Source organism: Pseudomonas sp. p99-361, from assembly GCF_003935475.1.
GTDB classification, from domain to species: Bacteria; Pseudomonadota; Gammaproteobacteria; order Pseudomonadales; family Pseudomonadaceae; genus Aquipseudomonas; species Aquipseudomonas juntendi.
Genome location: NZ_RHQO01000034.1, coordinates 41,205 through 54,471 on the forward strand (window position 1 = coordinate 41,205; position 13,267 = coordinate 54,471).

The following is a 13,267-nucleotide window of genomic DNA, read 5'->3' on the forward strand; positions in this document are numbered from 1 at the left end:
TCAGACGCCGCCGAAACTGCTGGCCAGGGTGCCCATGATCAGCGCCCAGCCATCGACCAGCACGAACAGCATGATCTTGAACGGCAGCGAAATGATCAGCGGCGACAGCATCATCATACCCATCGCCATCAGCACACTGGCCACCACCATGTCGATGATCAGGAACGGGATGAAAATCATGAAGCCGATCTGGAACGCCGTTTTCAGCTCGGAGGTGACGAACGCGGGCACCAAGATGGTCAGCGGCACCTGATCGGGCCCGGCAATGTCGGTGCGCTTGGACAAGCGCATGAACAGGTCCAGGTCGCTTTGCCGGGTTTGCGCCAGCATGAAGTCCTTGAGCGGGCCCTGGGCCTTGTCGATGGCCTGCTGAGCGGTCATCTGTTCTTTCAGGTAAGGCTGCAAGGCATCCTGGTTCACCCGGTCGAACACCGGGGCCATGATGAACATCGTCAGGAACAGCGCCATGCCGGTCAGCAGCTGGTTCGACGGTGTCTGCTGCAAGCCCAGGGCCTGGCGCAGGATCGAGAACACGATGATGATACGGGTGAAGCTGGTCATGAGGATGACGAACGCTGGAATAAAGCTCAGCGCCGTCATGATCAGCAGGATTTGGAGGCTGACCGAATATTCCTGCTGCCCGTCCGCAGTATTGGACAGGGTAAAGGCCGGAATCGACAACGGGTCGGCGGCCAACGCCAACGGCGCGGCCAGCAACAGCGCCACTGTCAACATCGGCCCCAACAACCTACGCAGCGCGCCGCTCATCACCTGTTGTCCTTAGGGTTCTTGCCCATCAACTCCATCAACCGCTGGGCAAACTCCGGCGTCGCCTGGCGAGCGTTTTCCGGCACCTGCACCGGCTCTGCCAGCACATGCAATGCCTCGATGCTGCCCGGGGTATGGCCTATCAAAATCTGCTCCTTGCCCACCTGCACCAGCAACAGGCGATCGCGCGGGCCGATGGCGCGGCTGCCGACGATCTCGATCACCTGCCCACCCTTCACCGCCGTGCTCTGCAAACGCCGCAGCAGCCAGGCCAGGAAGAAAATCAGGCCAACCACCAGCAGCAGGCCGAAGACCATCTGCGCCAGTTGCCCGCCCAGGCTGCCAGGCGCCGCTGTCGGCGTGGCCGTGGGGGTGGCCGCTGCCAGGCAGGCGTGGCTGCCAAACAACGCCGCAAGTGCCGCGATGGCGCGTATCGTGGCCTTCACTCAGCGCAGCTTCTTGATGCGTTCGCTGGGGCTGATCACGTCGGTCAGGCGAATGCCGAACTTCTCGTTGACCACCACCACTTCGCCATGGGCGATCAACGTACCGTTGACCAGCACGTCCAGTGGCTCGCCGGCCAGGCGGTCAAGCTCGATGACCGAACCCTGGTTGAGCTGCAGCAGGTTGCGGATGTTGATCTCGGTGCTGCCCACTTCCATGGAGATGTTCACCGGGATATCCAGGATCACATCCAGGTTCGGGCCTTCGAGGCTGACATTTTCGTTCGGCTTGGGCGAGCTGGCGAACTCTTCCATTGGCAGGCGGCCCGGGCCGCTGTGGCTGCCGGTGTCACCGCCCAGCAGCGCATCGATGTCCGCCTGGCCGGCAGCACCGGTCTCTTCCAGCGCGGCGGCCCACTCATCGGCCAAGGCCTGATCTTCTGGGGAGGTGATCTCGTTTTCGTTAGCCATGGTTTCCTCGACAGGCATTCAATTCGTTAGGGGCGACCGGCACGCCGTCAGCGGCGTTCGATCGGGTCGATGATCTGCAGCGCCAGGTTGCCCTTGTGCGAGCCCAGCCGCGCCTTGAACGCCGGCACGCCATTGGCGCGCAACACCAGGTGCTCGGGCAACTCCACCGGTATCACATCGCCAGGCTGCATGTGCAGGATGTCGCGCAGCTTCAACTGGCGCCGGGCCACGGTGGCAGTCATCGGCACGGCAACATCCAGCACGTCTTCGCGCAGGGCCTTGACCCAACGCTCGTCCTGGTCGTCCAGGTCGGACTGGAAACCGGCGTCGAGCATTTCCCGCACCGGCTCGATCATCGAATACGGCATGGTCACGTGCAGGTCACCGCCACCACCGTCCAGCTCGATATGGAAGGTGGACACCACCACTGCCTCGCTCGGGCCGACGATGTTGGCCATGGCCGGGTTGACCTCGGAGTTCATGTACTCGAAAGACACCGGCATGATGGCCTGCCAGGCTTCCTTCAGGTCGACGAAGCACTGGTCCAGCACCATGCGTACCACGCGCAGCTCGGTGGGGGTGAACTCACGGCCCTCGATCTTGGCGTGGCGGCCATCGCCGCCGAAGAAATTGTCCACCAACTTGAACACTAGCTTGGCGTCGAGAATGAACAGCGAAGTGCCGCGCAATGGCTTGATCTTGACCAGGTTCAGGCTGGTCGGCACATACAGCGAGTGCACGTACTCGCCGAACTTCATCACCTGCACGCCACCCACGGCCACGTCGGCCGAGCGGCGCAGCAGGTTGAACATGCTGATGCGGGTGTAGCGGGCGAAACGCTCGTTGATCATTTCCAGGGTCGGCATGCGACCGCGCACGATACGGTCCTGACTGGTCAGGTCGTAGCTTTTGATACTGCCGGGCTCCGCGGCGGTCTCGGTCTGCACCAGCCCGTCGTCGACGCCGTGCAACAGGGCATCGATTTCATCCTGGGACAGCAGGTCCTGTACGGCCATGACGGACTCCTACTGCAATACGAAATTGGTGAACAGCAGCTGGTCGATGACCGGCTTGCCAAGTTCCTTCTGCGCCACTTCCTGGACCACGGCAGTGGCTTTCTGGCGCAGCATTTCCTGGCCGACCGGGCTGCTGGCGAGGGCGTCGAAGCCCTGCCCGGAGAACATCATCACCAGGTTGTTGCGGATAACCGGCATGTGCACCTTGAGTGCATCCAGGTCTGCCTGGTTGCGCGCCTGCATGGTGATGCTCACCTGCATGTAGCGCTGGCGCCCGTTCTGGTTGAAGTTGACCACGAAGGCCGGGGTCAGCGCCTGGTAGATCGCTGCTGGCTTGACGTTGCTGGCTGCCGCCTCGGCGGCCGGCGCCGGTTCGCTCTTGTGCATGATGAACCAGGTAGCGCCCACCGAAAGGCCGATCGCCAGCAACAAGCCGACGACAGCCATGATGATCAGCTTGAGTTTGCCTTTTGTGGCGGGGTCTTTGACTGCTTCGCTCTTCGCCATGCCAATAATCCGTCGTCCATCGGGGGTTCAAAGGAGGATGGCTTGGCTTGAGCAAGTGTTATGCCAGATTATTCAGAAGCTCGTTTCAGCAGGATTTGCGGTGCTGTCTTCTTCGCGGGCATGCCCGCTGCCACAGGTACTGCACAGGTTGCAAACCCCTGTGGGAGCGGGCAAGCCCGCGAACAGGCCGGAACAGGCTACCCGGCATCAGGCGTAGTAATCGACCGCACTGTCGCCGACAACCACCTGCTGCTCCACAGGCCGGGCGCTCTCGACAACCTCGCCCCCACCCTGCCCGGCCCGCCGCGCGGCCACCCCGGACAGGTTGCTGTCCTGTGCCTGGCCCTGTTGCTGCTGCTGCCCCCGCGACTGATCGGCGACGTTGACGTCGGGCTGCGCCAGCCCCTGCTGGGCGAACAGCTCGCGCAGGCGGTGCACCTGGCTGTCCAGAGCATCACGCACGCCCGCGTGGCCGCTGATGAAGGTGATCTGGGTCGCCTGGTCCGCTGCCACATTGACGCGAATGTCCAGGCGGCCCAGCTCGGCCGGCTCCAGCTGGATATCCGCCGACTTGAGATTCTGGCTGGACAAGTACATGACCCGGTTGACCAGGCCCTCAGCCCACGCATTCTGGTTCATCGGCAAGGGCTGGTGCAGCGGGCTGGCACTGGCCGGCACCGCGTTGGCGGTCTTGGCCGTGGCTGCCTGGGTCAGGCTGGCCAGACGATTGGCGAAGTCGTCGATACGGGTGTCGCTGGCAGCGCTCTTGGTGTCTTTCAGGCCATCTTCGAGCAAGGCACCGAACGCCCCGTCACCGGACTCGGTAGCGTCGCCCTCGCTTTGCTCGACCAGAGTCGTCAAGCTATTGACGGCAGCGCGGGCGTCATCGCCCTGGGCCTGAGCCGGATCAAGGGCATGTGCGGAAGTACTGCCTTTGGCCTGGGCGCTGTGCTCCAGCGCCAGGCGCAGGGTTGGCAGGTTGGCCAAGGGGTCGGCGTCAGGGTCGAAGGCTTCTTCGGTGGGTTCTGCCGGCACTGCGGTGGCCAGTTGGGCTTGCGCCGTGGCGGCTTGCAACACGGGCGTCACCGCCTCGGCCTGGGCCTGGATCAACTGCCCGCCGGGCTGGCCATCGGTGACCTGCCCGGCCACCAGGCTGGCGTCCGTCAGCCCGGTATCGGCCTGGGCGGTATCGTCATCTGGCAATTTGTTGCCGTCATCGGCAACCGCTGCCTTGCTGCCCGGGTCTTTCTTGCCGCCAACAGCCGCTTCCGGCTTGTCCTTGGGCCTGGCCTGGGCAACCTTGTCATCGGGCCCAGCCGGCGGGTTGCGCCGCTGCCGGGCCATGACCTGGTCGAAGCCGTCGCCCTTGTCGCCCAACGCCTGCACGGGTTTGTCTGCCTGCAGGGCAGTTGAACGCGCGCTACTGGCGGGGGCATTGGCTTGCAACAAAGGGTTGGGTGCGACAGGCATCGAGCGGTCTCCGCGCCAGAACGTGAGTATCTTCCTGGCGGAGAAAAGCAAGACTCGCGCCAACTACCCGTCAGCCGGTAGAAATGCGATCTTTCTCACCGCGATAAAAGCGCTTTACCTCCTGATACTCCCGATCAATGCGGCTGATCAGGTCCTCGATGCCATACAGCGGCGGCCGCCGCGCACGCTCTTCAAGCTGCTGGCACAGGCTGGCCAACACCATGGCGCCCATATTGCTGCTACTGCCCTTGAAGCTGTGTGCAGCCATCCTGAGTTCTGCCGCATTTTTCGCCGCAAGTAGCTGCTCCACGCGGCGCTCCGAGTCCGTGAGAAACGTCTCCACCAACGTCAGATACTCATCCTCCATGACCTCACGCAGGCCCTTGAGAACCTGGTGATCGATATGCATGTCCATCACTTGCTCACTCCCTGATCAAGCAGATTATGCCCAAGCCCGCCCGGGGCTCACCATTCGAATTCCACCTGCGCACACCGCCCACCCTCTGCCCAGCGCGCATCACCGGCCAGCTGCCGCACCAGTTTCAGACCACGCCCACTCAGGCCGTGGTCCGGCACAGCCCGTGCCAGTACGCTCGGCACATCGAAACCAGCGCCGCTGTCGCTGACTTCGATACTCAGACGCCCACCCTGGCCACGCGGTTCAACCCTGAAACGGATGCTTACACAACCTTCAGCCAGCGATGCCAGGCGCCGCGCCCGTTCTTGATAATAGTCGGCAAAGCCCTGCACATCGCATTTGAGCTGCGAATCCAGACCGAGCACGCCATGCTCCAGCGCATTGGAATACAACTCGCTGAGCACGCTGTGCAGGTGGCCAGTGCGCGCTCGCAAGCCGGGTATTTCCTGCAACAACTGCACCAAGTAGGGCACCGGGTTGAAACTTTTGAGGCTGGCACCCCGCACCTCGAACGCCAACGACCAGTCCTGCGGGCTTGACCGGCCGCTGTCAGCGTAGACCACCGGCATCGGTGGCCGCTCTTTGGCACCGAACATGCGGATATCGCACAGGCTGATATCGTCGCGCGGGTGCCCTCCAAAACGCTCCAGGGCCAACAGCAGCTCGTCGAACAAGCAGGCCGGGTCACGATTGGCGTTCAGCACCTCGCGCAGGCGCCGCTCGCCGAACAGGCGCTCCTGCTCGTCGGCAGTTTCCAGCACCCCGTCCGACAGCAGGAACAGGCGCTCCCCTGGCACCAGCGGCAACATCTCTGTGCTGGCATCGAAGCGTTCGGCCGCCAGAATACCCAGCGGCAGGTGCCGAGACTGCAGCACCGACAACACCTGGCCATCCAGCGAGAGGTGGTAGACGTCAGGCATGCCGCCATTCCATACCTCCACTGCGCCACACTGCATGCTCAGATTCAGCAGCACCGCGCAGCAGAACATGTCGACCGGCAGAATACGCTTGAGCTTGGCGTTCATCTCGCGCAGGACCTCGGCCATGCCGTAGCCCTTGGCGGTCATGCCGTAGAACACCTCCGCCAGCGGCATGGCACCCACCGCAGCCGGCAAGCCGTGGCCGGTAAAATCACCCAGCAGTACACGCATGTCGCCGGCCGGCGTGAAGGCCGCCAGCATCAGGTCACCATTGAACAAGGCGTAGGGTGATTGCAGGTAGCGGATGTTCGGCGCCGCCAGGCAGCCGGCATGCGCCACCTTGTCGAACACGGCCTTGGCCACCCGCTGTTCGTTGAGCAAGTGGTGGTGGTGCCGGGCGATCTGGTCGCGCTGCGCCAGCACGGTACCCTGCAACCGACGGAGGCGGTCCATGGCGCGGATCTTGGCTGCCAGTATTACCGCGCTGTAGGGCTTGGCCATGAAGTCATCGCCGCCCGCTTCCAGGCAACGCACCAGGGCCTCCTCCTCGTTCAGCGAGGTGAGGAAAATGATCGGCACCAGCGCCTCGCCGGCCAGGGCCTTGATCTGCCGCGCCGCCTCGAAGCCGTCCATGACCGGCATCAGCGCATCCAGCAGCACCAACTGCGGGCGCCGCTCGACGAACAGCGCCACGGCCTGCTCACCATTTTCCGCAGTGACAACCTCGTGCCCCTGGCGGCGCACGATCTGCGCCAGCAACAGACGGTCGGCGGCACCGTCCTCGGCAACCAGTACGGTCAATGCCTGTTCGGCCGGCATGTCGGCGCTCAGCTGATCTTGAAGAGTTTTTCGAAATTGGAGATGGCGAGAATCTTGCGCACATCGGAGCTGGGATTCATCACTTCAACCTCGACCGCTTCTCCCGCATGGTCACGCAGCAGCAACAGCATGCCCAGGGCCGAACTGTCGAGGTGGGTCGTGTCTTTCAGATCGACAACCACGCGATCGTGCCCGCCTGGTTGGCGCTCATAAGCACCGCGAAATTCCTGATGCTGGCTGAAATCGAAGCGTCCTTTGATCTTGATCGTCAACGTTTTCCCATCCTGCGTGAGATCAGTTTCCACTGCCATGCGAGCGATTCCTTCGATGATGGCGAATACAGCTTGTTGAAGGTTTAGCAGGCGATGGCACGGGCGGCAAGAACACGGCGCCCACAGGCCGCTTCACAAAGCGACGCCACGGATTCAGAACTGATCTTGCCGCGGCAGGCGCTGGGACAACTCGTCCAGCAGGCGCTGCTCACGCTTGTCCTCGGCGCGGCGGGCCTCGTCCAGGTAGCGCTGCACCAGCTTGCGCAGCCCCTCCACCCGGGCGTAGGCCTGCTGCCACGTGCCACGGGCATTGTTGAGGTTGTTCTGATGCCAGACCAGGCTCTGCCGCTGCTGGGCCATCGCCGTTTCCAACTGGCCAAGGAAGCGCTGGTAGTTCACCAGCCAGTTGCCATTGACCCCCTGCCCACCGCGGTTGATCCACTGCTGCTGGTAGTCTTCGCGAAACCGCTCCAGCTCGGCCAGCTTGGCCTGGGCGACGGCAACTTGCTGCTGGAAATGGCCCAGCCGCTGGGCGGCCTTGCGCTCGGCCTCTTCGGCCATGTCCACCACCGGCGCCAGGCGCGCGGCGCGCCCAGGGAGGGCCATGGCCTATCAGCCGGCCGGGGGCGTGAAGATCGCCCCCAGCTCTTCACGGCTCTGCGCCATATCCACGTTTTCACGCAGGCCCTGGCGCAAGAAGCCCACCAGCTTCGACTGCAGGGCAATCGCCAGGTCAGTCTCCGGATCGCCGCCCGCCACATAGGCACCCACGCTGATCAGGTCGCGGCTTTGCGACAAGCGCGACCACAGCTGCTTGAATTTCTGCGCCTGGCGCAAGTGGTCGGCATCCACCACCTGCGGCATCACCCGGCTGATCGAGGCTTCGATATCGATGGCCGGGTAATGGCCTTCCTCCGCAAGGCGCCGCGACAGCACGAAGTGCCCGTCAAGCACACCACGCGCCGAATCCGCGATGGGGTCTTGCTGATCGTCACCTTCGGACAGCACGGTATAGAACGCGGTGATCGACCCACCGCCCGGCAAGCCATTACCCGCCCGCTCCACCAGCTTGGGCAGCTTGGCAAACACCGACGGCGGATAACCCCGCGTGGCCGGCGGCTCGCCAATGGCCAGGGCAATTTCCCGCTGGGCCTGGGCAAAACGGGTCAGCGAATCCATCAGCAACAGCACATTCTTGCCTTTATCGCGGAAGTACTCGGCAATGCGCGTGCAGTACATGGCGGCGCGCAGGCGCATTAGGGGGGCATCGTCGGCCGGCGAGGCGACCACCACGGAGCGCTTCAGGCCCTCCTCACCGAGAATGTGCTCGATGAATTCCTTGACCTCGCGGCCCCGCTCGCCAATCAGGCCGACCACGATGATTTCCGCTTCGGTGAAGCGGGTCATCATGCCCAGCAATACCGATTTACCCACGCCGGTACCGGCAAACAGGCCCAGGCGCTGACCCCGGCCGACGGTCAGCAGGCCGTTGATGCTGCGAATACCCACATCCAGCGGTTTGCTGATCGGGTCGCGGTTGAGCGGGTTGATCACCGGGCCGTCCATCGGCACCCAATCCTCGGCCTTCATCCCGCCCTTGCCATCCAGCGCGCGGCCCGCACCGTCCAGTACCCGGCCGAGCATGCTCATGCCCATGGGCAGGCGGCCGCCGTCATCCAGCGGCACCACGCGTGCGCCCGGGGCAATGCCGACAATGCTGCCCACCGGCATGAGGAACACCTTGGACCCGGCAAAGCCCATGACCTCGGCCTCGACCTGCACCGGGTGATAACTGTCGTCGTTGATCACCAGGCAGCGGCTACCAACGGCGGCACGCAGACCTTCGGCCTCCAGGGTAAGGCCGACCATGCGCAGCAGGCGGCCTTCGACGATGGGCTGGGCGGGCAGCGCAATGGCCTCGGCGTAACTGCCCAGGCGCTTGCTGAAACTGGTGCGTTCAAGGCGCATCAGGGTTGTCCACGGCAGGCTCGAGCGGCGCATCCAGGTCTATCGCCAGGTCGGGTTGAGCCGGGTGCAGGGAATGGTCGTGCAACTGGTCGAACAACTGCGCCACGGCCTTTTCGGTACGCGTTTCCATGCTCGCGTCGATGCGACTGTGCGCGGTTTCGATGCGGCAACCCCCCGGTAACAAGGCGCTGTCTTCCAATAGCCGCCAGTTTTCCTCGTGCCGTTCACGCAGGGCCTTGGCCAGCTCGAAATCCTGCGGGTTGAGGTGAATACGAATGTTGTCCGCGCCCATGGGCAGCAGCTTGAGTGCCTCGCGCAACACCTGGGCGATCTGGCTGGAGTCGGTGCGCAGCTCACGGCCGATCACCTGGCGGGTCATGTGCGCGACCAGATGCACCAGCTGCTTTTCGATCTGCGTGTCTTGCTCGGCAATCGGCGCCATCAGGTTGCTCATCAGCCGCTCAAGGCTGTCGAGCTTGGCCTTGAGCGCCTCTTCGGCCTCCTGGCGAACCTTGAGCTGGGTGCTATGGAAGCCCTCGCGCTCACCGGTGGCGAAGCCCTCGTTGTAGGCTTCCTGGCGTATGGCTTCGAGCTCTTCCAGGGTCAGTGGCTGGACTTCTTCCAGCGGCACTTCCTCGATTTCGTCCTCAACCACCTCGGGTTCTGGCTCAGGTTGGGGCTCGGGTTGCGGGTCGAAACTGGGCAACGCCCATACATCCACGCCCTCGAGGTCGCGGGCACGGATCAGGTCGCTGGGGTGGTGTTCTTTGGTGGACATTGGTAATGCCTGTGGGTCATAGCGGCAAGCTTCAAGCGGCAAGTTTGAAGAAAAAAGCAGGCTGCGCAAGGGCTGCTGTTTCTTTTAGCTTGCCGCTTAAATCATTTCCTCGGCGCCTTTGCCGCCAAGCACGATCTCGCCGGCTTCGGCCATGCGCCGGGCAATGGTGAGGATTTCCTTTTGCGCCGTTTCCACATCGCTGACCCGCACCGGGCCCTTGGCCTCCAGGTCGTCGCGCAGCAGCTCCGAGGCACGCTTGGACATGTTCTTGAATATCTTGTCCTTGACGCGCTCGTCGGCACCCTTGAGCGATACCACCAGCACGTCCGACGACACCTCGCGCAGCAGCGCCTGGATACCGCGGTCGTCGACATCGGCCAGGTTGTTGAAGACGAACATCAGGTCTTCGATCTGCTCCGACAGGTCGCTGTCGATTTCGCGGATCGCGTCCATCAACGCGCCTTCCACGGAGCTGTCGAGGAAGTTCATGATGTCGGCGGCGCGCTTGATGCCACCCAGGGTGGTGCGCGCGGCGTTGGAGTTGCCCGAGAACTGCTTCTCCAGAATCTGGTTCAATTCCTTCAAGGCTGCTGGCTGCACAGTGTTGAGCGACGACACGCGCAGCACGATGTCCAGGCGCACCTTGTGATCGAAGTTGCTCAGTACCTCGCCGGCCTGGTCGGGGTCGAGGTAGGCGACCACGATGGCCTGGATCTGCGGGTGCTCGTAGCGGATCACATCCGCCACGGCGCGCGGCTCCATCCACTTCAGGCTGTCCAGGCCACTGGTATTGCCACCCAGCAGGATGCGGTCGACCAGGCCGTTGGCCTTGTCCTCGCCCAGCGCCTGGTTGAGCATCTTACGGATATAGGCATCGGAGCCCACGCCCAGGCTGGTCTGGTCGCCGACAATATCGACGAACTCACTCATCACCTGCTCGACCTGGTCACGGTGCACATTGCCCATCTGCGCCATGGCCACACCTACCCGCTGTACCTCCTTGGGGCCCATGTGCCGCAGCACCTGCGCCGCATCGGTTTCACCCAGCGAAAGCAACAGGATCGCCGCCTTGTCCACGCGGCTCAGCTTGGCGGTAACGGCTCGGTTATCACTCATCGGCGTTGATCCACTCTTTCACGACCTGGGCAACACGGCCCGGGTCTTCGGCCACCAGGCCTTTGATTGCGTTGAGCTGTGCCTCGTAACCCTCGCTTGGGCTAGGCAGCAGAATGCTTGTCGGGCCACCCAAGCTGACGCGGTCGTTGGCCAGTTCGCCATCCAGACCCATCATGCCGCCCAGCTCCATGTCGCTATCCGGGGCAGCTTGCTTGCCGCCCCCTGTAATGTTGTTCAACACCGGCCGCAGTACACCGAATACCAGCACCAGGATGAACACTACGCCCAACACCTGCTTGACGATATCCCAGAACCACGGCTGCTGGTAGAAGGCGATGTCGGCAATTTCCTCGCCACGGTCGGCCGCGAACGGCACGTTGATCACCGTCACGCTGTCGCCACGGCTGGCATCGAAACCAACGGCGTCCTGCACCAGGCGGGTGAAGCGCGCCAGGTCTTCGCTGCCCCACGGGGCACGGGTGGCGTCACCAGTCGCGGGGTCGATCTTGACCTGGTCGTCGACCACCACGGCCACCGACAGACGGGTCATGCGCCCTTGCTGCTGGCGGGTGTGGCTGATCGAGCGGTCCAGCTCGAAGTTCTTCGTGCTTTGCTGCCGCTTGTCCGACGGGTACGGCGCGAGCATCGGCTGGCCGGTGGCCGGGTCCATGATCTGCTGGCCATTGGCATCGACCAGCGGTTGCCCAGGCTGAATGGCCGCTGCCGGGGTGGCGGCGCCACCGGTGGTCTGCGGTGCTGTGGCCGCACCGGGCGGCTGGTTGCTCAGTGCCCCAGGCACGCCCTGCGGGCCTTGGCTGCTGGCACGTTGCTCATCAACCGACTGCTCACTGCGCAGCGCTGGTTGGTCGGGGTTGAACTGCTCGGAAGTGGACTCGACTGCGCTGAAGTCCAGGTCGGCGGATACTTCGGCCTTGTAGCGGTCGTTGCCCAGCACCGGCTGCAAAATGTTGTGCACACGCTGGGTGAGCATGCTTTCCACCCGGCGGCTGTAGTCGAACTGCTTGCCAGCCTGGGTCAGCGCAGAATCCTGGATCTGCTCGGACAGCAGGTTGCCCTTCTGGTCCACCACGGTGACCTGTGACTTGTCCAGCTCCGGCACGCTGGTGGCGACCAGGTTGACGATAGCCATCACCTGCCCGGGTTCCAGGGCGCGGCCTGGGTACAACTCGACCAGTACCGAAGCGCTGGGCTTGCGTTCGTCGCGCACGAACACCGAGCTTTTCGGAATGGCCAGGTGAACGCGGGCGGCCTTGACGTTGTTCAGGCTCGACACGGTGCGCGCCAGCTCGCCTTCCAGGCTGCGGCGGTAGCGGGTAGCCTCCATGAACTGGCTGGTGCCCAGGCCCTGCTCCTTGTCGAGCAGTTCGAAGCCCACGTTGCCGTCACTTGGCGCCACGCCCGCCGCGGCCAGCTTCAGGCGTGCACGGGCGAGGTCATCGGACTTGACCAGCAAGGCGCCAGAATTGGGTTCGACGTTGTACGGAATGTCGGCCGCAGCCAGGGTGTCCATGACCTGCTTGGTGTCCATGCCCGACAAGCTGCCGTACAGCGGACGGTAATCGGGTTGCTGCGACCACAGCACCACGGCAAAGCCGATCGCCACGCTGGCCGCCAGGCCGACCATGAGGCCGACCTGCCGCAGCATGGGCATCTGCGCGATGTTTTCCAGAAACGCCATGCCGAACAGCGGCGGCTTGGCCGCTGGCGAACCAGCCTTGGCGGGGGCGTTATCGACGACTGCTTCAGCCATGGGTTACATCCGTCCTCAAACCGGCATCTGCATGATGTCCTGGTACGCCTGGACCAGCTTGTTGCGTACCTGGGTCATGGCCTGCATCGACACGCTGGCCTTCTGCGAAGCGATCATCACGTCGGTAAGGTCGACGCCGCTCTTGCCGATTTCGAAGGCGTTGGCCAACTGGGTCGAGGCTTGCTGGGTTTCATGCACCTTGCCAATGGCCTGGCCGAGCATGTCGGCAAAGGTGCTTTGACCTGGCGCCAGCTCGGGGGCAGCGGTGACCTTGGGCAGCGACATGGCGTCGGCCTGCATGGCGCGCATATCCAGCATCAGACGATTGAATTCAACACCTTGGCTCATGACCCTTCTCTCTCCTGCGGCCGCATTTTTTTGACACCCATGCAGCGAATAGCCTACGTAAAGCAACAAAGGTGCCAGCCTCTATCGTTCAGGCAACATCACACCCCTGTGGGAGATTCTATGGTTCCTGGCAAGGGTAGCCGCTGCATCTTCAGTGCCTGTGAGATTGAGCGCCGCCCGCG

Annotated in this window: 15 protein-coding genes; all 15 read right to left on the reverse strand. The window is 63.4% G+C overall.

Annotation, left to right across the window (positions count from 1 at the left end; all coding sequences use genetic code 11):
• The 15 genes from fliP to fliE all read right to left on the reverse strand — a co-directional run bounded on the left by fliP (position 1) and on the right by fliE (position 13,085).
• Positions 1-768, reverse strand: coding sequence for a flagellar type III secretion system pore protein FliP (gene fliP, locus EGJ22_RS16055; protein ID WP_009683218.1), 768 nt, complete (start codon positions 766-768; stop codon positions 1-3).
• Complete coding sequence (fliO, locus tag EGJ22_RS16060) at positions 768-1,214, reverse strand: flagellar biosynthetic protein FliO (RefSeq protein ID WP_009683217.1); 447 nt, start codon at positions 1,212-1,214, stop codon at positions 768-770. Before fliO ends, fliP begins: the two co-directional genes overlap by 1 nt.
• Entirely contained in the window at positions 1,215-1,682 is a 468-nt protein-coding gene (gene fliN, locus EGJ22_RS16065) for a flagellar motor switch protein FliN (protein WP_029885654.1), read from the reverse strand.
• Positions 1,683-1,729: 47 nt separating this feature from the next.
• Positions 1,730-2,698 (reverse strand): flagellar motor switch protein FliM, encoded by a 969-nt coding sequence (gene fliM / locus EGJ22_RS16070; protein WP_009683214.1) that lies wholly within the window; start codon positions 2,696-2,698, stop codon positions 1,730-1,732.
• 9 nt (positions 2,699-2,707) lie between these two features.
• On the reverse strand, positions 2,708-3,205 hold the full coding sequence (gene fliL / locus EGJ22_RS16075; RefSeq protein ID WP_009683213.1) for a flagellar basal body-associated protein FliL: 498 nt from the start codon (positions 3,203-3,205) through the stop codon (positions 2,708-2,710).
• Positions 3,206-3,412: 207 nt separating this feature from the next.
• A complete protein-coding gene (locus EGJ22_RS16080) occupies positions 3,413-4,675 on the reverse strand; it encodes a flagellar hook-length control protein FliK (protein ID WP_009683212.1) in 1,263 nt (420 codons plus the stop codon).
• Positions 4,676-4,745: 70 nt separating this feature from the next.
• Positions 4,746-5,093, reverse strand: coding sequence for an Hpt domain-containing protein (locus EGJ22_RS16085; protein ID WP_033690485.1), 348 nt, complete (start codon positions 5,091-5,093; stop codon positions 4,746-4,748).
• 47 nt (positions 5,094-5,140) lie between these two features.
• Entirely contained in the window at positions 5,141-6,832 is a 1,692-nt protein-coding gene (locus EGJ22_RS16090; protein ID WP_009683210.1) for a fused response regulator/phosphatase, read from the reverse strand.
• Between the two features lie 8 nt (positions 6,833-6,840).
• Positions 6,841-7,143 (reverse strand): STAS domain-containing protein, encoded by a 303-nt coding sequence (locus EGJ22_RS16095; RefSeq protein WP_009683209.1) that lies wholly within the window; start codon positions 7,141-7,143, stop codon positions 6,841-6,843.
• A 114-nt stretch (positions 7,144-7,257) separates the two neighbouring features.
• On the reverse strand, positions 7,258-7,710 hold the full coding sequence (gene fliJ, locus EGJ22_RS16100) for a flagellar export protein FliJ (protein WP_009683208.1): 453 nt from the start codon (positions 7,708-7,710) through the stop codon (positions 7,258-7,260).
• Between the two features lie 6 nt (positions 7,711-7,716).
• A complete protein-coding gene (gene fliI, locus EGJ22_RS16105; protein WP_029885652.1) occupies positions 7,717-9,072 on the reverse strand; it encodes a flagellar protein export ATPase FliI in 1,356 nt (451 codons plus the stop codon).
• Positions 9,062-9,850, reverse strand: a complete 789-nt coding sequence (gene fliH / locus EGJ22_RS16110) for a flagellar assembly protein FliH (protein WP_009683205.1) — start codon at positions 9,848-9,850, stop codon at positions 9,062-9,064. Before fliH ends, fliI begins: the two co-directional genes overlap by 11 nt.
• Before the next feature lie 96 nt (positions 9,851-9,946).
• Complete coding sequence (fliG, locus tag EGJ22_RS16115) at positions 9,947-10,966, reverse strand: flagellar motor switch protein FliG (protein ID WP_003254434.1); 1,020 nt, start codon at positions 10,964-10,966, stop codon at positions 9,947-9,949.
• Complete coding sequence (gene fliF / locus EGJ22_RS16120) at positions 10,959-12,737, reverse strand: flagellar basal-body MS-ring/collar protein FliF (protein ID WP_047149764.1); 1,779 nt, start codon at positions 12,735-12,737, stop codon at positions 10,959-10,961. The genes fliG and fliF overlap by 8 nt, the downstream gene beginning before the upstream one ends.
• A 15-nt stretch (positions 12,738-12,752) precedes the next feature.
• A complete protein-coding gene (gene fliE, locus EGJ22_RS16125) occupies positions 12,753-13,085 on the reverse strand; it encodes a flagellar hook-basal body complex protein FliE (RefSeq protein WP_003254438.1) in 333 nt (110 codons plus the stop codon).
• Positions 13,086-13,267: the final 182 nt, after the last annotated feature.